Source organism: Streptomyces erythrochromogenes, assembly GCF_040684695.1.
Lineage (GTDB): Bacteria > Actinomycetota > Actinomycetes > Streptomycetales > Streptomycetaceae > Streptomyces > Streptomyces erythrochromogenes_C.
The window spans coordinates 158,392-182,259 of record NZ_JBFBGM010000004.1 but is presented as its reverse complement, the minus strand read 5'-3'; the positions used below and the strand labels follow the sequence as shown (position 1 = coordinate 182,259).

The 23,868-nt window shown below is 73.6% G+C and carries 24 protein-coding genes; 8 read left to right on the top strand and 16 right to left on the bottom strand.

Annotation, left to right across the window (positions count from 1 at the left end):
- Positions 1-3: 3 nt before the first annotated feature.
- From AB0O53_RS09790 to AB0O53_RS09740, 11 genes are all read right to left on the bottom strand, one after another.
- Positions 4-759 carry a spherulation-specific family 4 protein gene (locus AB0O53_RS09790; protein WP_350988012.1) on the bottom strand — a complete coding sequence of 252 codons (756 nt, stop codon included), beginning with the start codon at positions 757-759 and terminating at the stop codon, positions 4-6.
- Entirely contained in the window at positions 747-1,757 is a 1,011-nt protein-coding gene (locus AB0O53_RS09785) for an NAD-dependent epimerase/dehydratase (RefSeq protein WP_350988013.1), read from the bottom strand. Before AB0O53_RS09785 ends, AB0O53_RS09790 begins: the two co-directional genes overlap by 13 nt.
- 132 nt (positions 1,758-1,889) lie before the next feature.
- On the bottom strand, positions 1,890-2,795 hold the full coding sequence (locus AB0O53_RS09780) for a hypothetical protein (protein WP_365194375.1): 906 nt from the start codon (positions 2,793-2,795) through the stop codon (positions 1,890-1,892).
- Complete coding sequence (gene pelF / locus AB0O53_RS09775) at positions 2,792-4,417, bottom strand: GT4 family glycosyltransferase PelF (protein ID WP_365194505.1); 1,626 nt, start codon at positions 4,415-4,417, stop codon at positions 2,792-2,794. The genes AB0O53_RS09780 and pelF overlap by 4 nt, the downstream gene beginning before the upstream one ends.
- 193 nt (positions 4,418-4,610) lie before the next feature.
- Positions 4,611-6,257 carry a dipeptide ABC transporter ATP-binding protein gene (locus AB0O53_RS09770; RefSeq protein WP_365194373.1) on the bottom strand — a complete coding sequence of 549 codons (1,647 nt, stop codon included), beginning with the start codon at positions 6,255-6,257 and terminating at the stop codon, positions 4,611-4,613.
- Positions 6,254-7,246, bottom strand: a complete 993-nt coding sequence (locus AB0O53_RS09765) for an ABC transporter permease (protein WP_350988016.1) — start codon at positions 7,244-7,246, stop codon at positions 6,254-6,256. Before AB0O53_RS09765 ends, AB0O53_RS09770 begins: the two co-directional genes overlap by 4 nt.
- Positions 7,243-8,226: an ABC transporter permease gene (locus tag AB0O53_RS09760; protein WP_403138696.1), complete on the bottom strand. Its 984-nt coding sequence runs from the start codon at positions 8,224-8,226 to the stop codon at positions 7,243-7,245. The genes AB0O53_RS09765 and AB0O53_RS09760 overlap by 4 nt, the downstream gene beginning before the upstream one ends.
- Positions 8,223-9,962 carry an ABC transporter substrate-binding protein gene (locus AB0O53_RS09755; RefSeq protein ID WP_350988017.1) on the bottom strand — a complete coding sequence of 580 codons (1,740 nt, stop codon included), beginning with the start codon at positions 9,960-9,962 and terminating at the stop codon, positions 8,223-8,225. The genes AB0O53_RS09760 and AB0O53_RS09755 overlap by 4 nt, the downstream gene beginning before the upstream one ends.
- Before the next feature lie 185 nt (positions 9,963-10,147).
- Positions 10,148-10,243 (bottom strand): Ms4533A family Cys-rich leader peptide, encoded by a 96-nt coding sequence (locus AB0O53_RS09750; RefSeq protein ID WP_312847296.1) that lies wholly within the window; start codon positions 10,241-10,243, stop codon positions 10,148-10,150.
- 69 nt (positions 10,244-10,312) lie between these two features.
- The gene (locus tag AB0O53_RS09745; RefSeq protein ID WP_365194369.1) at positions 10,313-11,803 is read right to left on the bottom strand and encodes a DUF3152 domain-containing protein; all 1,491 of its coding nucleotides are present in this window, start codon (positions 11,801-11,803) and stop codon (positions 10,313-10,315) included.
- A gap of 5 nt (positions 11,804-11,808) precedes the next feature.
- Positions 11,809-12,804: an alpha/beta fold hydrolase gene (locus AB0O53_RS09740; RefSeq protein ID WP_350988019.1), complete on the bottom strand. Its 996-nt coding sequence runs from the start codon at positions 12,802-12,804 to the stop codon at positions 11,809-11,811.
- A gap of 132 nt (positions 12,805-12,936) precedes the next feature.
- Between AB0O53_RS09740 and AB0O53_RS09735 the strand changes: the two genes are divergently transcribed.
- The 4 genes from AB0O53_RS09735 to AB0O53_RS09720 all read left to right on the top strand — a co-directional run bounded on the left by AB0O53_RS09735 (position 12,937) and on the right by AB0O53_RS09720 (position 14,748).
- Entirely contained in the window at positions 12,937-13,152 is a 216-nt protein-coding gene (locus tag AB0O53_RS09735; RefSeq protein ID WP_031151494.1) for a hypothetical protein, read from the top strand.
- A 147-nt stretch (positions 13,153-13,299) separates the two neighbouring features.
- Complete coding sequence (locus AB0O53_RS09730) at positions 13,300-13,938, top strand: TetR/AcrR family transcriptional regulator (protein WP_030853473.1); 639 nt, start codon at positions 13,300-13,302, stop codon at positions 13,936-13,938.
- A gap of 170 nt (positions 13,939-14,108) precedes the next feature.
- On the top strand, positions 14,109-14,336 hold the full coding sequence (locus AB0O53_RS09725; protein WP_031151489.1) for a DUF3107 domain-containing protein: 228 nt from the start codon (positions 14,109-14,111) through the stop codon (positions 14,334-14,336).
- A gap of 109 nt (positions 14,337-14,445) precedes the next feature.
- A complete protein-coding gene (locus AB0O53_RS09720) occupies positions 14,446-14,748 on the top strand; it encodes a hypothetical protein (RefSeq protein WP_403138705.1) in 303 nt (100 codons plus the stop codon).
- Between the two features lie 107 nt (positions 14,749-14,855).
- On the opposite strand, the gene AB0O53_RS09715 is transcribed toward AB0O53_RS09720, so the two are convergent.
- Positions 14,856-15,614: a ferritin-like fold-containing protein gene (locus AB0O53_RS09715; protein ID WP_206310035.1), complete on the bottom strand. Its 759-nt coding sequence runs from the start codon at positions 15,612-15,614 to the stop codon at positions 14,856-14,858.
- 470 nt (positions 15,615-16,084) lie between these two features.
- On the opposite strand from AB0O53_RS09715, the gene AB0O53_RS09710 reads away from it, so the two are divergent.
- The 3 genes from AB0O53_RS09710 to AB0O53_RS09700 all read left to right on the top strand — a co-directional run bounded on the left by AB0O53_RS09710 (position 16,085) and on the right by AB0O53_RS09700 (position 19,324).
- Positions 16,085-18,091 (top strand): DEAD/DEAH box helicase, encoded by a 2,007-nt coding sequence (locus AB0O53_RS09710; protein ID WP_435886645.1) that lies wholly within the window; start codon positions 16,085-16,087, stop codon positions 18,089-18,091.
- Positions 18,092-18,217: 126 nt separating this feature from the next.
- Positions 18,218-19,075 carry an alpha/beta fold hydrolase gene (locus AB0O53_RS09705; protein WP_350988021.1) on the top strand — a complete coding sequence of 286 codons (858 nt, stop codon included), beginning with the start codon at positions 18,218-18,220 and terminating at the stop codon, positions 19,073-19,075.
- 96 nt (positions 19,076-19,171) lie between these two features.
- On the top strand, positions 19,172-19,324 hold the full coding sequence (locus AB0O53_RS09700; RefSeq protein WP_183067205.1) for a DUF8834 family protein: 153 nt from the start codon (positions 19,172-19,174) through the stop codon (positions 19,322-19,324).
- Positions 19,325-19,427: 103 nt separating this feature from the next.
- On the opposite strand, the gene AB0O53_RS09695 is transcribed toward AB0O53_RS09700, so the two are convergent.
- From AB0O53_RS09695 to AB0O53_RS09680, 4 genes are all read right to left on the bottom strand, one after another.
- On the bottom strand, positions 19,428-20,033 hold the full coding sequence (locus AB0O53_RS09695; protein WP_136232957.1) for a MarC family protein: 606 nt from the start codon (positions 20,031-20,033) through the stop codon (positions 19,428-19,430).
- 77 nt (positions 20,034-20,110) lie between these two features.
- Entirely contained in the window at positions 20,111-20,974 is an 864-nt protein-coding gene (locus AB0O53_RS09690) for a PHP domain-containing protein (protein ID WP_350988022.1), read from the bottom strand.
- Between the two features lie 111 nt (positions 20,975-21,085).
- Positions 21,086-21,730, bottom strand: a complete 645-nt coding sequence (locus AB0O53_RS09685) for a DUF6758 family protein (RefSeq protein WP_350988023.1) — start codon at positions 21,728-21,730, stop codon at positions 21,086-21,088.
- A gap of 60 nt (positions 21,731-21,790) precedes the next feature.
- Entirely contained in the window at positions 21,791-22,375 is a 585-nt protein-coding gene (locus AB0O53_RS09680) for a suppressor of fused domain protein (RefSeq protein WP_350988024.1), read from the bottom strand.
- Between the two features lie 377 nt (positions 22,376-22,752).
- On the opposite strand from AB0O53_RS09680, the gene AB0O53_RS09675 reads away from it, so the two are divergent.
- Positions 22,753-23,868, top strand: a complete 1,116-nt coding sequence (locus AB0O53_RS09675; RefSeq protein ID WP_350988025.1) for a magnesium and cobalt transport protein CorA — start codon at positions 22,753-22,755, stop codon at positions 23,866-23,868.

The window sequence follows — 23,868 nt, the reverse complement described above, 5'->3', positions numbered from 1 at the left end:
TCTTCATTCCAAGACACCTGTTCCGATACGTGAGACGATTTCGTCCCAGTACCCGGGCATCGAGGCCCAGGGGTCGCGGTCCCCGACCGCGCGGCGGTCGGTGAACCAGATCGTGCCGGCGCCCTGCCAGCGGGCGATCCTCATCGCCTCCTCCAGGTGTGTGCGCGGCACCCCGTGGACCAGGTGGCAGAACCGCTCCGGCGGATGGTCCGCCGTCCATTCCGCCACCTGCGACCAGCGGTAGTCGGCCCAGGCCCCGGAGAAGGTGACCAGTTGGTCGGCGGCCTCCGCGTAGCCCTCGTACGGGTGCGTGCCGTGCCCCAGGACGATCCGCAGGTCCTCGCCCAGGCCGCGCAGGCTGTCGACGACCCGGCGCACCGGTTCCAGGTCCGCCCGGTCGGCCGGGGTGTCCGCGAGGTAGAAGCCGCCGACGCCGTACCAGTCCCGGAAGCGGTGGGCGTCGGAGACCAGTTCTCCGAAGGAGCGCGCTCCGTCCCGCATCGCGAGATGGCCGAGGACCGTGCCGCCCGCGCGGTGCAGCTTCGCGGCCGCTTCGGTGCAGTGCGGATCGGGCCGGCCGCCGGGGCCGTCGGTCACGTTCAGCACGGCCCAGTGCAGCGGGGTGCCGGGGCGGGTCAGCTCGGCCCACTCGACCGGGGCGAGCAGCGGGTGCGCGTAGCCGGGGATGCCCAGTCCGAGGCGGCCCGCCCCGGTCGCGGCAGCGGCCAGGGCCCCGGGCGGAGTGGTCAGATGCGGCACGCCGCCTCCATCCAGATGTCCGCGAGGGACTCCTCCAGGTTGATCCGGGGCCGCCAGCCGAGCCGGTCGCGGGCGGTCCGGACGTCCGCCTGCTGCCAGGCGCCGCAGCCGTCGGGGTAGGGGTACGGCTGGGGGGCCGCGGCCGCCATCTGATCGGCGGTCACCTCGGACCGGGGGTTGCCGATGGAGGCGAGCCCGGCCGGGCGGCCGGGGTGTCCGTGCGCCTGCTGGGGTCCGCCGTGCGGCACGTCCAACTCGTGCAGGGCGCCTCCGTAGCCGGCGACCCGCGCCAGGACGGCGGCCGCGTCGCGCAGCCGGACGGCACGCCCGGTGCCGATGTTCACCACTCCCTGGGCGGCGGAGAGGGAGGCGGCGTGCACGGCCCGCGCCACGTCCCGTACGTCGACGAAGTCGCGCTGCACGCCCAGCCCGCTGAGCTTGAGCTCCCCGTCGCCGGACTGCATCGCACGGCGCATGGCCTCGGCGAGCCGGCCGAGCGGGGACCCGGCGGGGGTGCCCGGGCCGACGGGCGAGAAGATCCGCAGCACGACGGCGTCCAGCCCGGAGCCGAGCACCAGCTCGGTGGCGGCCAGTTTGCTGACGCCGTACGGTCCGCCGGGTCTCGGGACGGCGTCCTCGGCCGTGGAGGATCCGGGCTGGCTGGGCCCGTACTCGGCGGAGCAGCCGAGCTGTACGAGCCGGGCCCCGCAGCCGCTGCGGCGCAGGGACTCGCAGATCGTCGCGACGGCGACGGTGTTGTGCCGGGTGAGCTCGCGGGCCCCGCCCCGGGTGGCTCCGGCGCAGTTGATGACGACGCCCGGGTGGACGGCGTCGAGGAAGCGGGTGAGGGCTCCGGGGCTGCCGGTGGCGAGGTCGAAGCGGACGTCGGCGTCGTCGCCGCGGCCGAGCGCGGTGAGCTGGACGGCCGGGTCGGCGAGCAGCCGGTCGGCGACGTAGCGGCCGAGGTATCCGTTGGCTCCGATCAGCAGCACCCTCATCGCGTGACCCCTCGGTTGGTTGGCTGGCCGGTCATGTCTGTTTCTCCTTGCGGACGGGTGGACGGATGGGGCGGGGCACGGGCAGAGCGCCTCGGCGTCGGCTCCGAAGGGCTGTGGCGGTCCCGGGGGACGTCAGGGCCTCGCGTGCGCGGATGCGCGGGACAGGGCGAGGACGGCGTGGACGAGGAGGGCGGCCGCGGCGGCGGCGGCCGCCGCCGGGACCGGGATCAGGGCGAGGGCGAGTGCGGCGGCGACGGGTCCGCGGCGGGATCCGTGCCGCAGCAGCAGCCGGGTCAGGAAGAGCAGCAGGGCGAGCGGCACGGCCGCCTGGAGCGGCGTGCCGGCGAGCACGGCGGCCCCGGCGGCGGCCGCGGTGAAGCCCACGACGGCCGCGAACAGCAGCGGGCGGGCCCGGTCGGCGAAGTCCTCCAGGGCGCGGCTCCCGTCGAGGCGGGCCCGGGCCCCGGCCGCGAAGGCCGCGGAGAGCAGGTGCCCGGGGGCGACGGCGAGGGCGAGGCAGACCGCGAGGGCGGTGCCGTACCGGTACGCGGCCCAGCCGGCGACGGCGGCGGCGAGCAGGTGCGCGAGCCAGGGGAAGCGGCCGCGTGCGGCCCTCCCCGGCCACACCAGCGCGGCGGCGGTGGCGGCGACGGCGGCGGGCCCGGCCCACGCCTGGCCCGCGGCGGCCGCCGCGGCGGCGAGGGCCCCGGGCAGCAGCGCGCAGCCGAGGGCGCGGTGGGCGGACGGTCCGGCCGGGACCGGGGCGGGCGCGGCGGCGGGCGCCTCGCCGCGCGGGGAGCGCGCGTACAGCTCCTCGGCGAGGGAGAAGACGTCCCGGTGGCGGAAGCGGGCGGCGGTGCGGTCGGTGATGCCGTGGGCCTCCAGCCCGGCGGCGATCTCCAGGGGGTCCACGGCCCGCTCGCACAACTCGCGGTGCCGGTGCAGCAGCGCCTTGACGGGGTCCCCCGCGGCCCGGCGGTGCGCCCGTTCCGCCGCCGGCGGGGGTGGGGCCGCGGTGTCGGGGTCGACGGTGGTCATACGGCGGCCTCCGAGGTCGGGTCCGGTGCGGGCTTGGCCCAGGTCGGGCTGGTCCAGTGCCCGGGCACCCGCGCCTCCGGGGGCCGGGCGAAGGGGATGCCGCCGCCGTCGGTCCGCGCGGAGCCCTTGGCCAGCAGCCGCAGGTAGATCTCCTGGAAGGCGGCGACGTTCTGCTCGACGGTGAACAGCTCCAGGGCCCGTGCCCGGGCCGCGGCTCCCAGGCGCTGCGCCCGGTCGGCGTCCCCGAGCAGGGACAGGCAGGCTTCGGCGAGTGCCCGCGGGTTGCGCGGCGGGACGACGAGTCCGGTGCCGCCGATGACCTCGCGGACCGCGCCCACGTCGGTGGAGACGGTGGCGCGCCCGCAGAGCATCGCCTCGGCAAGGGTGAGCGGGAATCCCTCGATCACGGAGGACAGCACGACGACCCGTCCGGCGCCGTACGCCTCGGCCGCGGAGGGGGCCTCGGGTCCGCCGATCTCCTCGAAGGCGACGGGGTTCTCCCCGACGGTGACGCTGTCGGCGGCCTCGTCGGGGAACAACTGCGCGGCGAGGGCGCGGCAGTCGGCGAGGTAGCCGGGGTCCGCAGCCGTGGCGAAGATCCGCAGCCGGGCGCGCGGCTCGGCCCTGCGGACCTCGGCGAAGGCGTGCAGCAGGGCGATGAGGTCCTTGGCGGGCTCCACCCGGCCGACCCACACGAGCGTGTCGGGGTCACCGCGGTCGGCGGACTCCCCGACGGTGGCGAATCGGTCCGCCTCCATCCCCGGGTGGACGGTCCGCATCCGGTCGCGGGTGGCGCCGCACCGCTCCTGCCAGCGCCGGGCGTGGGCGTTGCCGGGGGTCAGGAAGTCGGCCCGGGCGTAGATCTCGGAGGCCAGCCGCAGGTGGAAGGCGGCGAGCAGGGCCCGTACGGCGGGGCGCGGCTCCTCTTCGCCCGGCCCGGCGCCGAGGTGGGACAGGTAGTGGGCGCGCAGCTGGACCCCGTACTCGGTGACCAGCAGCGGGACCCCGAAGAAGCGTTTGACCAGCAGACCGGGGAGCGCGGCCACCCCGCCCGCCGCCGCGTGGCAGACGTCGACCGCGCCGAGGCCCTCGCCCCGGGCGTCCTCCTCGTACCAGTCGAGGGACAGCGGCCGCAGCATGCACTCGAGTTCGTCCACGAACTCCAGCAGGTCGGCGACGTGCGCCGCCTGTACGGTGCGGCTCGCGCCCGGGGCCCGGCAGGCGGCCTCCAGCGCCCGCACCGCGGACTCGGAGCGCAGTGCGGCGTAGAGCCCGCCCTGTTCGCGGGCGAGGCCGGCGAGGCCGTACAGCCCGGCGGCGAAGGGGTCCGGCGCGCCGGCGCAGATCCCGTGGACCAGTTCCTTGAAGCAGTCGGCGAACCGCCGGCGCTCGCGCCGGGAGTAGGTCCGGCCGTCGTCGGCGGGGGCCCACAGGGGGGCCGTGCGGACGTGGGTGACGTGCTCGGGCAGCGGGACCCGGGAGCGTTCCTGGCCGGCGCTGCGGCTCAGTGCGTAGAGCTCGAACTCGTGCTGCGGGAGTCCGCGCACGAGCCGGTCGCACCACAGCCTGGCCTCGCCCGTCGCATACGGATAACCACCTTCCGTGAGCAGTCCGATCCGCACGAGTGGCACCCCCGATCTCCCGTCCAGGCGGTCGCCGTTCGGTCAGGCGACCCGCCGCGGGAGAACTCAAGCGGATATGCCGAAGGCGCGACGGACGGTTGTCCGTCGCGCCACCGGAAGGGGTGAAGAGTCGTAACTTTCCCGTACGGTTCGCGTTCGAGCACGCTAGAAGTACAGCCTCGGGCGGCCGGAACTAGGCTCCCGCCAGGGCCTCCTGACGCGACGTGCGGCGTTCGGACGCCACCCCGGGGTCGAGTCCCGGTACGGCGTCCAGCAGCCGGCGGGTGTAGGGGTGGGCCGGACGGTCGTACACCTCGTCCACCGGGCCCTCCTCGACGATCTCGCCGGCCCGCATGACGGCGACCCGGTCGCTGACCTGCCGGACCACGGCCAGGTCGTGCGCGATGAAGACCAGGGCGATGCCGGACTCCCGCTGGAGTTCGGCCAGCAGGGCGGTGACCTGGGCCTGCGTGGTGACGTCGAGGGCCGAGACGGGCTCGTCGCAGACGATCAGCCGGGGCCGGGGCGCCAGCGCCCGGGCGATGCCCACCCGCTGGCGCTGGCCGCCGCTGAACTCGTGCGGGTAGCGGTCGTAGTGGCCGGCCTCCAGCCCGACGCGCTCCAGCAGTCGCCCGACGCGGGCGCGCAGGACGGCCTCGTCGCGCTCCCCGGCCGCGCGCAGCGGGTCGGCGATGGACTCGCCGACGGAGCGGCGCGGGTTGAGGGAGGAGACCGGGTCCTGGAAGACCATCTGCACCCCGGCCGTGATCCCGGCGGCGGGGACGCCGTCGTGGCGGACCTGGCCGGAGTCGGGTTCGACCAGTCCGACGAGCATCCGCCCGAGCGTGCTCTTGCCGGAGCCGCTCTCGCCGACGATGCCGAGGGTCTCCCCCGCGCGCACGGCGAGGGACACCCCGGCGACGGCGGCGACCCGCCGCCCGCGCCGGCCGAACTCCTTCCGCAGCGCGACGGCTTCGACGACGGGTTCGCCGCCGGTCCCGTCCGGTGCAGGGTCCGCTGCGGGGCCCGGGGACCGGCGTGGCCCGTCCAGCCTCGGGACAGCCGCCAGCAGCGCACGCGTGTACGGCGCGGCGGGTGCGGCCAGTACGGAGGCCACCGGCCCGCGCTCCACGGCGGAGCCGTCCCGCATGACCAGCAGTTCGTCCACGCTCTCCGCGGCCACGCCCACGTCGTGGGTGACCAGCAGCAGGCCGAGGCCGCGTTCCTCGCGCAGCCCGTGCAGCAGGTCCAGGATCTGGGCCTGGACGGTGACGTCGAGCGCGGTGGTCGGCTCGTCGGCGATCAGCAGCCGCGGCTCGCAGGCCAGCGCCATCGCAATGAGGGCGCGCTGGCGCATGCCGCCGCTGAACTCGTGCGGCCGGGCGCGGGAGCGGCGTGCGGCGTCGGCGATGCCCACGCGGTCGAGCACCCGGACGGCCAGGGACCGGGCGGCCCGGCGGGAGGCGCCCGAGTGGATCCGGTGGACCTCGGCGATCTGGTCGCCGACGGCGAGGTAGGGGTCCAGGGAGCTCAGCGGGTCCTGGAAGACCATGGCGGCCGTCCCGCCGCGCAGGCGGCGCAGTGCGGCGGGCGAGGCCGCGGCCACGTCGGTGCCGCCGACCAGGACGGTGCCGGACAGCCGCGCGCCCGTGCCGCGGTGCAGGCCGAGCAGGGCGGCGGCCACGGTGGACTTGCCGCTGCCGGACTCGCCGACGATGCCCAGGGCGCGGCCCTCCGCCAGCGTGAAGGAGACTCCGTCGACGGCGCGTACGTACTGCTCGGCGCCGCCGACGGGGAATTCGACCGTGAGGCCGGTGACCTCCACCAGCGTCTGCGTCATGCGAGGGCCACCCTTCGGTCCGCGGCCGCGTACAGCAGGTCGGCGATCGCGCCCGCGACGACCACGGCCGTGCCGATCGCCAGGACGACGCCCACGACGACGGGCAGGTCCACGACCCGCACCGCGTCGATGAGGGTCTTGCCGAGTCCGGGGATCCCGAACAGCGACTCCGTCAGCACCGCACCGCCGATCATGGTGCCGAAGTCGACGGCGCTGAGGGCGATCACGGGGGCGACGGCGCCGCGCACGGCGTGCCGGGTGACCAGGGCCCGCTCCCCCACGCCGTAGGCGCGGAAGGTGCGGATGTGGTCCTCGGCGAGCGTCTCCAGGGTCGCGCTGCGGGTGAGCCGGGCGTACTTGGCGCTCTCGAAGAGTCCGAGGGTGAGCCACGGCAGGAGCAGGTTCCAGGCCCACTGCTCGGGGTCCTCGGTCAGCGGCACGTACGTCGGGAACGGCAGCCACTGCAGGTGTGCGCAGACCGCCATGAGCAGCAGCAGCCCGAGGATGAAGACGGGGGTGCCGGTCCCGGCGAGGGTCAGGACGGTCAGCAGGCGTTCGGTGATGCCGCCGCGGCGCAGCGCGGAGAGCAGTCCGGTCCCGACGCCGACCAGCAGCCAGATCGCCAGCGCGCCCAGCGCGAGCGACAGGGTGGCGGGCAGCCGGGTGAGGATCAGCTCGGTGACCTGCTGGTCGGTCTGGTACGAGAGGCCCAGGCAGGGCGCGTCGCAGTGGAGGACCAGCCCGGCGCCGGCGGAGTAGTCGCGTCCGGCGACCAGTCCCTGGAGGAAGTGCAGGTACTGGGTGAGGGAGGAGTCGTTCAGCCCGAGTTGTGCGCGGACCTGGGCGATCTGCTGCGGGTTGCAGCGCTCTCCGCAGGCGAGGCGGGCGGGGTCGCCGGGGGCCAGGTAGAAGAGGGAGTAGACGATGACGGACAGGGCGAGCAGCACGAGCAGCGCGCCGCCGGTCCGTCTGAGGACGAAGCGGGTCACCCCTTGCGCTCCTTTCCGGTGCCGACCCGCAGGCGGGAGCCTTCGCGCGGGTCGAGTGCCGTGCGGACGGCGTCGCCGAGCACGGTGAAGGCGAGCACGGTGACGAAGAGGAGTCCGGCCGGGAGCAGGACGTAGGCGGGGTCGGCGCGGAACCAGGTCTGGGCGCCGGAGAGCATCTGGCCCCAGGAGGGGGTGGGCGGCTTCACGCCGACGCCCAGGAAGGACAGCGAGGCCTCGGCGACGATGGCGGTGGGCACCTTGATCGCGGCATAGGTGATCACGGGTGCGGCCAGCGAGGGCAGCAGCTCGCGGCGGGCGATGCGCAGCCTGCTGCTGCCGGAGAGCCGGGCGGCGTCGACGAAGTCGAGGCCGCGCAGGGCCAGGGCCTGGGCGCGCACCATCCGGGCGGTGCCGCCCCAGTCGAGGAGTCCGATGATGAGGACGAGCAGCAGCGGGCGGGGGAAGTCGGGCGGGACGACCGCGGTGAGGGCGATGCCGATGACCAGCATCGGCAGCGCGATCATCACGTCGGTGAACCGCCCGATGACCTGGTCGGCGATGCGCCCGCCGAGTGCGGCGGCGAGTCCGACGGCCACGCCGACGAAGGTCGCCACGGCGACCGCGCCGAGGGCGACGAGCAGCGAGACGCGTGCTCCGTACAGGAGCCGGGTGAACAGGTCCCGGCCGGTGCCCGGTTCCACACCGAGCCAGTGGTCGGCGGAGATCCCGCCGAAGGAGCCGATCGGGACGCCGCCGCGGGCGGAGTCCACGAGGTCGTCGTGGTACGCGTTCGGGTCCTGGCCGGTGAGCTGCGCGAGCAGCGGGGCGGCGAGGGCGAGCAGGACGAGCAGGGCCAGGACGGCGGCGGCCAGGACGGCGGAGGGCCGTCGGCGCAGCCGCCGCCACACCTGGCGTCCGGCGCCGGCGCCCGGGGGGACGGCCCCGGGTGCCGGCGCGGACCGTTCGAGGGCGATGCTCACTTGACCGCGACCTGCGAGATGTCGAGGACGCCGGTCCAGTCGCTGATGACGACGTTCTTGACGTCCTTGCCGACGAGCCGCTTGTAGACGGGGTGGAAGAGCGGCACGGTCAGGGCCTCCTCGCCGATCTTCTTGTCGAGGGCTCCCCAGCGCTTGCCGGCGGCGGCGAGGTCGGTCAGCTTGGCGATCTCGTCGATCTCGGCGTTGACGGCCGGGTCGTCGAGCTGCGCGTGGTTGTAGTTGGAGCCGCCCGTCACGATCTGCCGGCCGTCGAAGATGGGCGCGAGGAAGGGGCCGCCGGAGGGCCAGTCGGCGCCCCAGCGGGAGAGGAAGAAGCCGGGGGTGTTCGCGGCGTCCCAGCGCCGCTCGTTGAAGGCGTTGTTCTCCAGGCCCTCCAGCTTGACGGTGATGCCGGCGGCGGCGAGCGCCTGCTGGACGGCGGTGGCGACCTCGGGGCTGGTCTGGCGGTTCTGCGCGGTGGAGTGGGTCAGGGTGACGGTGATCCCGTCGGGGAAGCCCGCCTCCTTCAGCAGTTCCTTCGCCTTGGCCGGGTCTCCGGTCTTCCCCGCGGGGAAGTGGTCGTAGGGGGCGAAGCCGAAGGCCTCGCGCTCGGGCAGGAAGGTGGTGGCGGGCTCGGCCAGGGCGGAGCCGCCGGCGGCGTTGACCACGCTGGTGCGGTTGACGGCGTGGGAGATCGCCTGACGGACCTTCGGGTTGTCGAAGGGGGCGACCTTGGGGTTGAAGGCGATGTAGTTGACGTAGCCGAAGTGGCCGGTGCCGACGCGGCCCGCGAGTTCCTTGTTGTCGCCGATCTGCGCCAGCTCCGCCGGGCCGAGGTTGGTGTCGGTGGTGATGGCGGCCGCGTCGGGGCCGGCGCTGGTGGTCAGGCGCTGGTTGATGACGGCGGAGTCGAGACCGGAGCGGACGTCGATCCGGTCCGGGTAGGCCTTGCGCTCCTCGTCGGTCTTCTCGTCCCAGTGCTCGTTGCGCTCCAGGGCGAGGTGCTCGCCGTCGTTGTCGTTCTTGACGACCTTGTAGGGGCCGGAGGAGACCGGGTGCTCCTCGTACTTGGCGCCGGTGTCCTTGGCCTTGGGGACGGGGGCGAACTGCGTCTGGGTGGCGACGAAGGGGAACTCGCCCTCGGGCTTGCGCAGTTTGAAGACGATCGTCCTGGCGTCGGGCACGACGATCGAGTCGAGTCCCTTGCCGCCGTCCTTGTAGGGGCCCTCGTACGACTCGCCGCCGACCAGCCAGTCCCGCAGGTACGGGGCTCCGCCGCTCAGCTCGGCGGCGAAGGACCGCTCGATGCCGTACTTGATGTCGGCGGTGGTGATCGGGGATCCGTCCTCGTACTTGAGGCCGTCCTTGAGGGTGTAGGTCCACTCGGTGGCGTCGGCGTTGGGCCGGCCGGTGTCGGTGGCCAGGTCGGGCACGACCTTGGTGCCGGCCGCGCCGTCCTCGCGGTTGCGGGTGGTCAGCGTGCGGAAGACCAGCGAGGGAACGTTTCCGCCGCCCGAGGTGTAGAGCCGGGCCGGGTCGAAGTCGTTCTGCGGCTCGGAGTTGAGGACGGTCAGGGTGCCGCCCTTCTGCGGCGCACCCGCGGCGCCGGGCCTGCCGTCGGCGGCACCGGCCGCGTCCGCGCCGTCCTTGGGCCCGCAGGCGGCGGCGCCCCCGGCCAGTACGAGGCTGACGGCGGCCGCGGCCACGCGGCGCGATATGTGGGACTGACGGGACATGGTAAGAAGCACCTCTCGGCGTGAAGGAAGAGCGGAAAGGGCCACGCGAGGGGCGACGGTCAGCGATCAGCGGCGGTACCGGACCGGCACCGAACAGGAGGAAGCCGCGCCTGCGGGCATGGGGTGCCCGGGCGCGGCGGCGTCACGAAAGGGACGAAAAGGGTCGCTGCGCGGTCGGGCCGGCGTCAGCGACAGAAGATGTCGGCCACGCTGTGCGCGGCCACACCGAGGAGCGCCAGCTCAATGGCGGCGCTCGCGGTCAGGGTGTGGCGGTGCGACATGCGGAGAACGATGGCCGATGATCGGACACCTTGTCAACGCGGCCACCGGCCCGCCCGCCGGCGGCTGCGTCAATTCCCGGGGAAGGCCCAGGGGTTGGGCCTGCACTGGATGCCGTCGATGTTGAGGGACTTCGTCTGCTGCTGCATGACCGGGGCGAGTGCGCCGGGGGTGCGGCAGTTGACGTGGCCGTGGCCGAGCCGGTGACCGACCTCGTGGTTGATGAGCATCTGGCGGTAGGTCAGCATCTGGTCCGGACCGTAGGTCTCGGAGCCCTGGGCCCACCGGAAGGCGTTGATCATCACGCGCTCGGTCTTCGCCGAGTCGCAGGAGACGTTGCCGACGACCGTGTCGAGGTCGGACTTGGCGCACCAGACGCCCGTGGTGCCGGGGCTCGCGAGGGTGATCACGAAGTCCGCCTCGCCGCCCGGTACCCGCTCGAAGGTCTTCGTACCGCCGTGGCCCCAGCTGCGGTCGTCGTTGAGGGTGCGGTGGACGGCCTCGGCGAACAGCATCGGATCCAGTCCCAGGCCCTGCTCGACGTCGACGCGGTAGCGCACGACCTTGCCCTTGCCGGGCCCCTTGGCCACGCCCGGCACCGTGTCGAAGGTCCCGGGCCCGGTGAGCTTCGGGTCGAGGGGCAGCTGCGCGGCCATCTGCTGTTCGTACGTCAGCTCGGGCGCGGGCGCGGCGGCGGAGGGCGCGACGGGGGCGGCCGCGCCGCCGTTCGGGGTCGGCCGGCCGTCGGAGCGGGAGGCGGCGGTGTCGCTGCGGTCCTGGCCGGTGGCGGCGGGCGCGCCGGCCCGGGCCTCGTCGGAGTCCGTGTCGAGGAACGTCTGGCCGGCGACGACCACCGCGAGGACGGTGGTGACCGCGGCGGCGGCCATGCCGGTGTACGTCAGGGCCTTCTTGCCGCGGCCCGGGGCGGACTTCTCCTCGGGGGCCCCGGCCGGGGGTTCGAAGGCCGCGGGCTCGGCCGCGACGGGCTCGGCCGGCTTGCGCGGGCCGGGGACCCGGCGGTGCGAGCCGGTGGAGGTGAAGGCGTCCCAGTCCGCATCCGGCCCGGACGCGGACCCGGGCACCTGCGGCTGCGGCTGCGGCTGCGGCTGCGGCGTCAGGGTGACCTGCGGGAAGCCCACGGCGGGCGTGCCGAAGGCCGGGGTGCCGGAGTCCAGGAGCGCGGCGGAGGCCTGCGCCCCGGCCGCCTGGGCCTCGGGGCGGGGGCGCGGCACCCCGCGCCAGTCCCCGTACACGGAGCCGGAGTCGGAGTCGGGCCGGGCGCCCCAGGCGCCGCCCGGTTCGTACTGCTGGGGGTGGCCGCCGGCCCGCGTGCCCGCGGACGGCGGGTCGTGCGGGGCGTACCCCTGGTGGGTGACGGTCGCTTCGGGCCACCCGGCGAACGGGTCGTCGCCGCCGAGGACGTCACCGCCGAACGCGTCGTACGCGAACCGGTCGTCGTACCCGGCGGGATCCGGCTGCGCCTGCGGGCGCGCTGCTGCAGGCGCCGGCGCCGGAGCGGACTCCGGAGCGGGCGCCCCGGATTTTCGACTGTGTCGTCCCACGGCCCTCAGCCCCTGCCGTCTTCGGTGTCCCGGTCCGCAGCCCCCGCGCAGGTGTCGCGCAGCAGCTCCGTGAAGGCGGCGGCCACCACCTCGGGGTACTCCATCATCGCCACGTGCCCGGCCTCGGGCAGGGTCAGCAGCCGCGAGCCCCGGAAGGCCGCGGCCGCCTTGTGCGCCATACGGTACGAGACCAGTTGGTCGCGGCCACCGTAGACCAGCAGGGACGGGGCGAGCACCCGCTGCGCCTGCCGCCACAGTCCGTGCTGGCCACCGAGGGTGTAGGCGTCGACGATGCCGCGCGAGGTGCGGGTCATCACGTCCCAGAAGTACGGGAGCGCCATCCGGCGCTCCATCTCCTCCACGGCGTTGCGGAACCCGTCGGGAGTCACCCGGGAGGGGTCTCCGTAACAGAGCTCCGTCACCCCCCGGGTGCGCTGCTCGGCGCTGAGGCCCTGGGTCATCCGGCTGAAGAGCGCGGCCACCCCGGGCAGGGCCAGCAGCGCGGTCGGCACGGCCGACCGCTGCACGCGCAGCTCGGGCAGGGCGGGCGAGACCAGCGTCAGGGTGCGCACGAGGTCGGGCCGGACGGCCGCGACCCGGGTGGAGACGGCGCCGCCCAGGGAGTTCCCGAAGAGGTGGACCGGCCCGCGCCCGGCGGCGTCGAGGTGGCGGATGACGGCCCGCGCGAACGCGGTGACGGAGTAGTCGCGGTCGGCGGGCGGCGGGGACCAGCCGAAGCCGGGCAGGTCGACGGCCTCGCCGTCGACGGTGTCCGCCAGCTGCTCCATGAGCGCCGACCAGTTCTGCGAGGAGCCGCCGAGGCCGTGCACGAAGAGGGCGGGCGGCAGGCCGTCGCGGCGGGGCGGGCGCACCCGGACAGCCAGTTCCAGCCCGGGCAGCACGGCGGTGCGCAGCTGCTCACCGTCGGCCAGCCGGACCGCTCCCCCGGAGGAGGAGGGTTCGGCGGCGGAGCGTACGCCCGGCAGCTCGGTCGAAGACATGCGGGCAATGTTACGAGACGATCACGTTCCACTTGTTGTGTTCGCGGTCACAGTCTCATCGCGGATCCGCATAGCGGCGCCCCCTCGATCCTCCTAGGCTCGTAAGTGACACATGGAAGCGAGGGGAGCGGCATGACTGTCGACCCTGCGGAGCCGGACACCTTCCGGGAGCGGTTTCCGGAATCCCTCGATCCTGAGGCGCCCGAGGCGGATGTTGCGGAGCAGCAGGCCGATCTACGGCCTGGCGAGGACGACCCCGACGCCGGCCGCGAGGCGGGCCAGGCAGCTGACGGCGACGCCGCCGAGCAGGCGCGCGTGGTGCAGCTCGACGAGGACGACTACCGCTGACCGACCGTCGACCGACCGCTGACCAGCGTCTCCGGGCGGTCCGTACCGCGAGAAAACTCGGCTTGGACCCCCCAGATTCGGTTACCGAAAAGTACGATGGCGGCGCGGCGCAGAGCGCCTGTGTTCCGAGAGAAAGTGGGAGGCGGCGTGACAGCCATCGAGCAGACCGAGGCAGCGCGTCCGCGGGGCACGCGACTGCCGCGCCGGGCCCGGCGCAACCAGCTGCTGGGCGCGGCCCAGGAGGTCTTCGTCGCCCAGGGTTACCACGCGGCCGCGATGGACGACATCGCCGAGCGTGCCGGGGTGAGCAAGCCGGTGCTCTACCAGCACTTCCCGGGCAAGCTCGACCTGTACCTGGCCCTGCTGGACCAGCACTGCGAGGCGCTGCTGCTGGCCGTGCGCACGGCGCTCGCGTCGACGACGGACAACAAGCTGCGCGTGGCGGCCACCATGGACGCCTACTTCGCGTACGTGGAGGACGAGGGCGGCGCCTTCCGGCTGGTCTTCGAGTCCGACCTGACGAACGAGCCCGCGGTGCGCGAGCGCGTCGACCGCGTCTCGCTCCAGTGCGCGGAGGCGATCTCCGACGTCATCGCCGAGGACACCGGCCTGTCCAAGGACGAGTCGATGCTGCTGGCCGTGGGCCTGGGCGGGGTCTCGCAGGTGGTGGCCCGCTACTGGCTCTCCAGCGAGAGCCCGGTCGCCCGCGAGACGGCGGTCGGCCTGCTGACCTCGCTCGCCTGGCGCGGCATCGCCGGCTTCCCGCTGCACGGCACCGAATCCTGACGGCCCGACGGCCCGTCCCGCGGTCGCCGCGGCGCGGTTCCCGCGCCGAACCCGCCGGTGTTCGCTGCGAGCGTGTCCGCTCTGCGCGGTCCGCATCCCCTCTCCGGGCTAATGTGGACCGCGTACGGCGCGGCTGATCGCGCGAACCGGATCGTCGGAGGGACAAAGCCGTGGAGGTCAAGATCGGCGTGCAGCACGCACCCCGGGAGATCGTGCTGGAGAGCGACCTGAGCGCCGAGGAGCTGGAGGGCATCGTGGCCGCCGCGCTGTCCGGCCAGGCGCCGCTGCTGAGCCTCACCGACAACAAGGGCCGCAAGGTCCTGGTGCCGTCCGACCGTCTGTCGTACGTCGACCTGGGTGAGCCGACCGCACGCAAGGTCGGTTTCGGAGCGCTCTGAGAACTGTCCGAAACGGCCCGGTGGTTGATTCCACCGGGCCGTTTCTCTTTCTTCCGCTTCGGGTAGGACCGCAGTGACCCGGTTTGCCCTGACGTATGGGAGAGACCTGATGCTGCTGATGGAAGTGCTCGGCTCCGCACTGCTGGGGCTCGCCCTGTCCGCCGCAGCCGTCCGAGGGCTCGAGCCCCGGCTTCCTTCCCGGCGGGTGGTGCTGGTCAGCGGGGTGGTGGGAGCCCTGTTCGGGGCCTATCTCACCCACTTCGCGCTGGGCCCTGGGCACTACACGCTGGTGGCGACGTTCATCGGCGCCGTGCTGGTGTCGGCCGTGGTCCTGTCCCTGCTGCTCCGTCCGGCCCACGGGCCCCGCAGGCGTCCCCACAGGACTCCGTTTTCGCTCCCGTCGCGGGGGTGACCCCTGAAGCGGGACCGTGAGGCCCGTCACCCGGACCACGTACGTCGGCCCCGGCGCGCACCTGGCGCGCCGGGGCCGACGTTACGTACGGGTACGGGAGGGGCCGGTCAGGCGGCGAGGCCGAGGGCCGCCATCCGCTTGGTGTGGGCCTTGGTGATGCGGGTGAACATCTCGCCGACGGCCGCGAGGTCGAAGCCGGCCGCCATCCCGTCGACGCCGCCGACCAGCATGGTCGAGAGCGCGTCGCGCTCGGCGACCACGCGCTGGGCCTGCGAGAGCGCCTCGCCCATCAGGCGGCGCGCCCACAGCGCGAGCCGGCCGCCGCAGCGGGGGTCGGCCTCGATCGCGGCGCGCACCTTCTCGACGGCGAAGTTGCCGTGGCCGGTGTCGTCGAGCACGCCGAGCACGAGGGCGCGGGTGTCGGTGTCCAGGTGGGAGGCGACCTCACGGTAGAAGTCACTGGCGATGGAGTCGCCGACGTACGCCTTGACCAGACCCTCCAGCCAGTCCGACGGGGCGGTCTGGCGGTGGAATGCGTCGACGCCCTGGGCAAAGGGCTCCATGGCGGCGGTGGGCTCGGCCTCGATCTTCGTGAGGCGCTCCCGGAGCCGCTCGAAGTGGTGGAATTCGGCGGAGGCCATCGCGGCGAGCTCGGCCTTGTCGTCCAGGGTGGGCGCGAGCTTCGCGTCCTCCGCGAGGCGCTCGAAGGCCGCGAGCTCCCCGTAGGCGAGCGCGCCGAGCAGGTCCACGACGGCGGCCCGGTACTGCGGCGAGGCAGATGCGGTCGCCCAGTCCTGCGAGGCGATCCCCGTGGCCTCGGCGGGGTTGCTGTCGTCGGCGGGCGAGGCGTTTTCTACGGTCGGCATGCTCCGCACAATAGCCCGCCGAATGGCCCCTCAAGGCACCACGTCTACTCCCAGCCTGTCCACCTAAACCCACCTACCCGGTGAATTCACCCGACACACCTGCGCGATTCCGGGGTACAGTGGTAATGCGCCTGCCGAATACTCGGCGGGCCATCCGAATGAGGATGCCCGGTCGGTGGCCCGATCGGCTCCAACCGACCGCCCTCGGTGTGGTGCGTACGTCCATGCGTACCGCCTCCCACGAGGGGCCCCCTCAGCGGCAGAGCGCTTGAGCGAAGGCCAGTGGTCCCGCGCAGCTTCGTACGTAGCAGTACTGCAAGCACAGCACGGTAGGACCCCCCTCGCCGCCTCGCGCCGCGTCTCACAGAAGAGGCAGCACCCTGACTACGTTCCGAGACCTCGGGATCTTTCCCGAGACTGCCGAAGCCCTTGAAGCCGTCGGCATCGTGTCCCCCTTCCCCATCCAGGAGATGACCCTCCCCGTCGCCCTTTCCGGCACGGACGTCATCGGCCAGGCCAAGACCGGAACCGGCAAGACGCTCGGTTTTGGGCTTCCCCTGCTGGAGCGGGTCGTCGTCCCCGCGGACGTCGAGGCCGGCCGGGCCACGCCCGACCAGCTGACCGACGCCCCGCAGGCCCTCGTGGTGGTTCCGACCCGCGAGCTGTGCACCCAGGTCACCAACGACCTGCTGACCGCCGGCAAGGTCCGCAACGTCCGCGTCCTGGCCATATACGGCGGCCGCGCGTACGAGCCGCAGGTCGAGGCCCTCAACAAGGGCGTCGACGTGATCGTCGGCACCCCCGGCCGCCTGCTCGACCTGGCCGGGCAGCGCAAGCTCGACCTGTCGCGCGTCCGTGCGCTCGTCCTGGACGAGGCCGACGAGATGCTCGACCTGGGCTTCCTGCCCGACGTCGAGAAGATCATGGCCTACCTGCCCGCCAAGCGTCAGACGATGCTGTTCTCGGCGACGATGCCGGGTGCGGTCATCGGCCTGGCCCGCCGGTACATGTCCCAGCCGACGCACATCCGCGCCGTCTCCGAGGACGGCGAGGGCGCGACCGTCGCCAACATCACGCAGCACGTCTTCCGTGCGCACAACATGGACAAGCCGGAGCTGGTCTCCCGCATCCTGCAGGCCGAGGGCCGCGGCCTGGCCATGATCTTCTGCCGTACCAAGCGCACGGCGGCCGACATCGCCGAGCAGCTGGAGCGGCGCGGCTTCGCGTCCGGTGCCGTCCACGGCGACCTGGGCCAGGGCGCGCGCGAGCAGGCCCTGCGCGCGTTCCGCAACGGCAAGGTCGACGTGCTGGTGTGCACCGACGTGGCCGCGCGCGGCATCGACGTCGAGGGTGTGACCCACGTCATCAACTACCAGACGCCGGAGGACGAGAAGACCTTCCTGCACCGGGTGGGCCGTACCGGCCGCGCGGGCAACAAGGGCACCGCCGTCACCCTGGTCGACTGGGACGACATCCCGCGCTGGCAGCTGATCAACAAGGCGCTGGAGCTGGACTTCCACGAGCCGGTCGAGACGTACTCCACGTCGCCGCACCTGTTCGAGCAGCTGAACATCCCGGCCGGCACCAAGGGCGTCCTGCCGCGCGCCGAGCGCACGCGGGCCGGCCTGAAGGCCGAGGAGCTGGAGGACCTGGGCGAGACCGGCGGCCGCGGTGGCCGCGGCGGGCGCTCCGCGCAGGCCGCCACGGCGACCGAGGAGCGTCCGGCCCGTACCCGTACGCCGCGCCAGCGCCGCCGTACGCGGGGCGGGTCCGAGGTCGGCGCCGAGCAGGCCGCCGTGTCCCCGGTGGTCGAGGCCCCGCAGGAACCGGCCGCCGACGAGCCGCGCAGGCCGCGCCGCCGCCGGACCCGTGTGGGTGCGGTGCCGGTGCAGTCCGCCCCGGCGGCGGTGGCCGAGGCCCCGGTCGCAGCGGCTCCCGTGGCTGCGGCTCCCGTGGCCGAGGCGGCCCCGGTCGCCGAGGAGGCCCCGGCCAAGCCGCGGCGCGCCCGCGTCCGCAAGGCCGTGCAGAGCTCCCCGGAGCCGGACTTCCAGATGGCCCCGCTCGTCGAGCCGGCGCCCGTCCGTGCTCGGCGTCCGCGCCGGATCGTGGAGACGGCTCCGGAGCCGGACTTCCAGATGGCCCCGCCCGTCGAGCCGGTCCGGGCCCGCCGCACCCGCAAGGCCGCGGCCGCTCCGGTGACCCCGGTGGCCGAGGCCGCGGCGGTCGCCGTGGCCGAGGAGGCCCCGGCCAAGCCGAAGCGCACCCGTACCCGCAAGGCCGCGGAGGCCGCTCCGGTCGCCACCGAGACCCCGGCGGTCGCCGTGGCCGAGGAGGCTCCGGTCAAGCCGAAGCGGACCCGCACCCGCAAGGCCGCGGCCGCTCCGGTCGCCACCGAGGCCGCCGCCGTGGCCGAGGAGGCTCCGGCGAAGCCGAAGCGCACGCGCACCCGCAAGGCCGCGGCCGCGCCCGAGGCGTAGCACCCGGCCCGTACGGCGACGGCCCCGGCCCCCTTTCCGAAGGGGGCCGGGGCCGTCGGCGTACCCGGGCTGCACCCGGGCCGCACCCGGGCCGCGGCGGAATCTACGGGCCGGTAACCTCGGGCCATGAGCAAGCCCCCGCGCCTCACGCTGCCGCCGGTCGCCCGTGCGTACCGCCTGTCCACCGACCGCGGCCCCTTCGCCGTGCACGAGGCCGGCGAGCCGGTCCGCGGCACCGCCCTGCTGGTCCCCGGCTTCACGGGCAGCAAGGAGGACTTCATCGGCCTGCTGGAGCCGCTGGCCGCCGCCGGCTACCGGGTGGTCGCCGTCGACGGACGCGGCCAGTACGAGACGCCCGGCCCGCGCGAGGAGTCGGCGTACGGCCTGGAGGAGCTGGCGGGCGATGTCCTCGCGCAGGTCAGGGCCCTGGGCGTGGACCGCGTGCACCTCGTGGGCCATTCCCTGGGCGGGCTGATCTCGCGGGCCGCCGTGCTGCGCGACCCGTCGCCGTTCGTCTCCCTCACGCTGCTGAGCAGCGGGCCGGCGGCGATCGCCGAGGAGCAGCAGGCGCGTACGAAGCTGCTGGTCGCCGCGCTGGAGGCGATGGGCGACGACATGCCGGGGATCTGGGCGGCGATGCGGGCGCACGACCCGCAGGACGCGGCCGGGGACTCCCCCGAGCTGACGGAGTTCCTGCGCGAGCGGTGGCTGGCCACCGTCCCCGAGCAGCTGGTCGTCACGGGCCGGGCGCTGATCTGCGAGCCCGACCGGGTGGACGAGCTGAGCCGGGTGGCGCTCCCCAAGCTGGTGCTGTCGGGGGCCGTGGACTACGCCTGGCCGGTTCCGCTGATGGACGCGATGGCCGTGCGGCTCGGTGCGCGCCGGGTGGTCGTTCCCGGTACCGAGCACTCCCCGAACGCCGAGGATCCGGCGACTACGGCGGCCGCGCTGGCCTCGTTCTGGGACGCCGCCACCGGCATGTAGTTAGCCAGTGAAAAAATTTCTTTAGCGTAGGGAATGATTGCGGCCTACACTTCGTTGAACCAGTGCAAGGAGAACACTGACGAAGGGAGAAGCCCCGTGCGCTTCGAGATTCTGCGCCTGGACGACGTCGACGGGACCGCCGTGGACAGCACCGTCGTGGACGCGGCCTCCGTCAACCGGATCGTGCAGCAGGCCGCGTCGATCGGCCAGCGCATCCTGATCCGACCGGCCGAGAGTGCGTCCTCCTGACGCTCCGCGCGAAACGTTCACGCCCCCGCACCGGGACCGGTGCGGGGGCGTTCGCATGACTGCGGCCATGACCGCGGCAGTGCGGTGCCGCGGCCGAAGGCGGTCAGGCGCCCTGGACCACCTGGAGCACGCCGTTGATGATCTGCTGGACGGCGATCGCCGACAGCATCATGCCGGCGAGCCGGGTCACGAGGACGACGCCGCCGTCCTTGATGACCCGGATGATCACCAGCGAGTAGCGCATGGTGATCCACAGCACGACGTGCATGGCGATGATCGCGGCCCAGACGGAGATCTGGCCGGCCGCCCCGTCCGCCTTCTGGACGGCCAGGATGACGGAGACGATCGCACCGGGCCCGGCCAGCAGCGGCATGCCGAGCGGGACCAGGGCGACGTTCACGTCCTTGGTCTGCTTGGGCTCGTCGGTCTTGCCGGTGAGCAGGTCGAGCGCGATGAGCAGGAGCAGCAGACCACCGGCGATCATCAGCGCCGGGACGGAGACGTGCAGGTAGTCGAGGATCTGCTGCCCGCAGATGCCGAAGACCGCGATGACGCCGAAGGCCACGCAGACGGCCTGCCAGGCCATGCGGCGCTGCACCTTGACGGGACGGCCGGAGGTCAGCGCCAGGAAGATCGGCGTGATCCCCGGGGGGTCCATAATCACAAAAAGGGTGAGAAAAAGGGATCCGAAGACGGCGAAGTCGAACACAGTGATGCCTTGCAGGAGAGAGGGGTGTCGCGAAGAAGAAGTCGAAGGACGAGTCGAGCGGGCCGCTCAGTGGCCGGTCAGCGCCCGGTTCCGCCGGCGCCCGGCACGGGGAAGGCCCCGGTCGCGCGGCGCGTGATCTCGCCGTAGATCTCGGGGTCGGTGGTGTACTCGCCCAGGCGGCAGGTCTTGCGGCTGCCGTGGTAGTCGCTGGAGCCGGTGGTCAGCAGCCCGAGGTCCGCCGCCAGAGCGCGCAGGCGCGCGCGGGTGTCGGCGTCGTGGTCCATGTGGTCCACCTCGATGCCGTCCAGGCCCGCGGCCGCCAGCGCGGCTATCGCGGACTCCGGCACGCACCGGCCGCGCTTGACGGCGGCGGGGTGCGCGAGGACGGTGACGCCGCCGGCCGCCTTGACCAGGCGTACGGCGTCGAAGGGGTCGAGCTCGTGCTTCTCGGCGTACGCGCGGCCGCCGTCGGCGAGCCAGTCCGGCGTGAAGGCGTCGGAGACGGTGGGCACGACGCCCAGCTCGACGAGTGCGGTGGCGATGTGCGGCCGGCCGACCGAGCCGTCGCCGGCGATCCGCGCCACCTGTTCCCAGGTGATGTCCACGCCGAGGTCCTGGAGCTTGCCGACCATGGTGCGGGCCCGCGGGACCCGGTCGTCCCGGACGAGCTCCCGCTCGCGGGCGAGCTCCGGCTCCTCGGGGTCGAAGAGGTAGGCGAGCATGTGCACGCCGGTCCCGTCGAGCCGGCAGGACAGCTCCGCGCCGGTCACCAGGGTCAGTCCGGCGGGAAGGGCGGCGAGGGCCTCGGCGTACCCGCCCACGGTGTCGTGGTCGGTCAGCGCGACCACGTCCAGCCCCGCTGCGGCGGCATTGCGCACCAGCTCGGCGGGGGTGTCCGTACCGTCGGAGGCCGTGGAGTGGGCGTGCAGGTCGATGCGCACAGCCGAGCTCCATGGGTCGTACGGACGGGGGGACACCCCAGGATAACCGGGCGGAAGGTCCGCTTTCGCCGGTAAGGATCTACGCGGGACGCCTCCGTCGATCCACGCGGTCTAGACCGGGCCCAGGATGCGCGGGCTCAGGGCCCCGCACGGGAGGAGTTCGACCTCGGCGCCCCCTTCGCGCAGGTCGGTCAGGACCAGCTCGTCGTACAGCAGGAGGCCGGACTGCTGCGGCCACACGATGGCCCACAGCCACAGGCCGCGCGCCTCGCCCGCGAAGACGGCCCGGTCGTCCGGGCCCCCGCCCACGTGCCACAGCGGTGTCGGCCGGCCCGCCGCGACCACCTTGGTGTGGGGCGGCCCGGCCATGTTGATGGACCGGCCCGGGTCGAGGCCGTCGATCCCCGCGTACCGCGCGCCCAGGCCGACGCCCAGCTCCTCGGCGATCAGCAGCAGCTCGCCCATGCCGCCCACCGGGCCGGGGCCCGAGCAGGCGACCACCGTCGCCCGGCCCCCGCTGCGGTCGTCACCGGCGGACGCCACCCCGGTGAACAGCCATCCGAGCGGCAGCGGCCACGGCATCCACACCGGTACCCGTGCCCGGTGCACGACCACGCCCAGGCCCTCCACGCTCGGCGGGATGACGGGTTGCAGGGGGTGGACAGCGCCGTGCACCGCGCACTGCCAGGAGTCGGAGAAGAGTCCGGGCGCCCTGACCCGGCCACCGCACTTCGGGCAAGTTGGTTCACCCCTCATAGGTAGCCACGCTCCTCCCCGCCCGGCCGCCCGTCAAGGCATGGTCACCCGTCCGGGCTGTCAGTCCAGTGCGACGGCACTGCGCAGGGGGTCCCTCAGGTCCGTTCCGCGCGCGAGCCAGCGCTCCTGGAGGGCCGCCGCACCGTGCACCCGCTTCCAGGCGGCCTCGTTCGCCGTCATCGGCAGCAGCGGCAGGAAGCGCACCGGTTCCAGGGGCTCGTCGAGCTCCAGGTCCTCGACCAGACCGCCCGGTTCCGCCACGAGGACGGAGCTGAACGGCGCCCCCTCCCACAGCGGCTCGCCCACGTCGAGCGAGGCCCCGGGGGCCACGACCAGCCCCTCGACCTGCGGGGAGGCGGCCAGCACCGCGAGCGGCCTGAGCAGTTTGTCGGTGTCCGCCAGCCCTCCCCGTACGGTCAGCACCAGTTCGGCGCGCGGGCCCCGTACGGGGTCGGCGACCACGGCGGTCGGATCGGTCATCGGGTTCGCGGACATCCCGAGGGTCGCGTACCGCACGAGGTCGCCCTCGGCGAAACGGAGTACCTCGATGCGGTCGGTGCCCAGGAAGGTGACGGCGGCGCGGGCGTCGGGTTCACCGAACGCGGTGCGCAGCCGGGCCTCGACGAGGGCCAGAATTTCTGCCATGAAACGAGCATAGAACTCGTATCAGCCGGGTAAAGGGCGGGTCTTGACCATCCGTCGGCTGATAGTGTTGACAGCTGTTCGGGGCCGCACGCAGAAGCGTTGTTTCAAGGCTCCGGAGACAGGACGTCCCCTACGGGGGACCGGCCGGAGGAGGTGGGGCTGCGGTGGACCGAAGTCGATCGTGCAGTACCAATCGCTCTTCCGCTTCTCCGGCGGGCGTTTCCCGCCCCCTGTGATCTTCTGATCAGTAGAAGAGCGACGGCAGAACGTCTGTCCTCCCGTCCTGTTCCCTCCCGCCTGCCCGGGCCTGCCCGCCCGCGGTGCCGGAGGGTCTCCCACCCGTACGGTCCGCAGCCGTGCGCGCGAAGGAGCCTGCCATGTCGATGCTGCCCTACCTGCGTGCGGCCGTCCGCCCGTCCCTGCGCAGGTCCACCCCCGTACAGCCCGGCTACGACGCGACGCGCGACCCGTCGGCGAGCAGCGCGGTGGTCGACTGCGCCGTGTACCGCGAGGGCCGCCGGGTGCTGGGGCCGGCGTGTCTGACGCCCCGTGAGGCGATCCGCCGGGTCCGCGAGGACGGCGGCTTCGCCTGGATCGGCCTGCACGAGCCGACGGAGGCCGAGTTCGCGGGGATCGCCGCCACCTTCGGCCTGCACCCGCTGGCCGTGGAGGACGCGGTGCACGCGCACCAGCGGCCGAAGCTGGAGCGCTACGACGACACCCTCTTCACGGTCTTCAAGACCATCCACTACGTGGAGCACGCCGAACTGACCGCCACCAGCGAGGTGGTGGAGACGGGCGAGGTGATGTGTTTCACCGGCCCCGACTTCGTCATCACCGTCCGGCACGGCGGGCAGGGCTCCCTCAAGGGTCTGCGCCACCGCCTCCAGGACGACCCGGAGCTGCTGTCCAAGGGGCCCTCGGCGGTCCTGCACTCCCTCGCCGACCACGTCGTCGACGGGTACATCGCGGTCGCGGCGGCGATGCAGGACGACATCGACGAGGTGGAGAGCGATGTCTTCGCGGCTCCGGCCAAGGGCAGCGCCCGTGGCGGCGACGCGGGCCGGATCTACCAGCTCAAGCGCGAGGTGCTGGAGTTCAAGCGGGCGGTCTCGCCGCTGCTGCGCCCGATGGAGCTGCTGAGCGAGCGGCCGATGCGGCTGGTGGACCCCGACATCCAGAAGTACTTCCGGGACGTGGCCGACCACCTCGCGCGGGTGCACGAGCAGGTGGTGGGCTTCGACGAGCTGCTGAACTCGATCCTGCAGGCCAATCTCGCGCAGGCGACGGTCGCCCAGAACGAGGACATGCGCAAGATCACTTCCTGGGCGGCCATCATCGCCGTGCCGACGATGATCTGCGGCGTGTACGGGATGAACTTCGACCACATGCCCGAGCTCCGGTGGGAGTACGGCTACCCGATGGTGATGGCGACGATCTTCGGCGCCTGCTTCACCATCCACCGCGCCCTGCGCCGCAACGGCTGGCTGTAG

Bases quoted from the DNA above. Each gene is read 5' to 3' on its own strand.
- AB0O53_RS09735 (WP_031151494.1), top strand. From the start codon at position 12,937: ATGACTGTCGACCCTGCGGAGCCGGACACCTTCCGGGAGCGGTTTCCG.
- AB0O53_RS09680 (WP_350988024.1), bottom strand. From the start codon at position 22,375: ATGGCAGAAATTCTGGCCCTCGTCGAGGCCCGGCTGCGCACCGCGTTC.
- AB0O53_RS09770 (WP_365194373.1), bottom strand. From the start codon at position 6,257: ATGACGCAGACGCTGGTGGAGGTCACCGGCCTCACGGTCGAATTCCCC.
- AB0O53_RS09720 (WP_403138705.1), top strand. From the start codon at position 14,446: ATGCTGCTGATGGAAGTGCTCGGCTCCGCACTGCTGGGGCTCGCCCTG.
- AB0O53_RS09750 (WP_312847296.1), bottom strand. From the start codon at position 10,243: ATGTCGCACCGCCACACCCTGACCGCGAGCGCCGCCATTGAGCTGGCG.
- AB0O53_RS09710 (WP_435886645.1), top strand. From the start codon at position 16,085: ATGACCCTCCCCGTCGCCCTTTCCGGCACGGACGTCATCGGCCAGGCC.
- AB0O53_RS09755 (WP_350988017.1), bottom strand. From the start codon at position 9,962: ATGTCCCGTCAGTCCCACATATCGCGCCGCGTGGCCGCGGCCGCCGTC.
- AB0O53_RS09705 (WP_350988021.1), top strand. From the start codon at position 18,218: ATGAGCAAGCCCCCGCGCCTCACGCTGCCGCCGGTCGCCCGTGCGTAC.
- AB0O53_RS09740 (WP_350988019.1), bottom strand. From the start codon at position 12,804: ATGTCTTCGACCGAGCTGCCGGGCGTACGCTCCGCCGCCGAACCCTCC.
- AB0O53_RS09715 (WP_206310035.1), bottom strand. From the start codon at position 15,614: ATGCCGACCGTAGAAAACGCCTCGCCCGCCGACGACAGCAACCCCGCC.
- AB0O53_RS09785 (WP_350988013.1), bottom strand. From the start codon at position 1,757: ATGAGGGTGCTGCTGATCGGAGCCAACGGATACCTCGGCCGCTACGTC.
- AB0O53_RS09780 (WP_365194375.1), bottom strand. From the start codon at position 2,795: ATGACCACCGTCGACCCCGACACCGCGGCCCCACCCCCGCCGGCGGCG.
- AB0O53_RS09685 (WP_350988023.1), bottom strand. From the start codon at position 21,730: ATGAGGGGTGAACCAACTTGCCCGAAGTGCGGTGGCCGGGTCAGGGCG.
- AB0O53_RS09675 (WP_350988025.1), top strand. From the start codon at position 22,753: ATGTCGATGCTGCCCTACCTGCGTGCGGCCGTCCGCCCGTCCCTGCGC.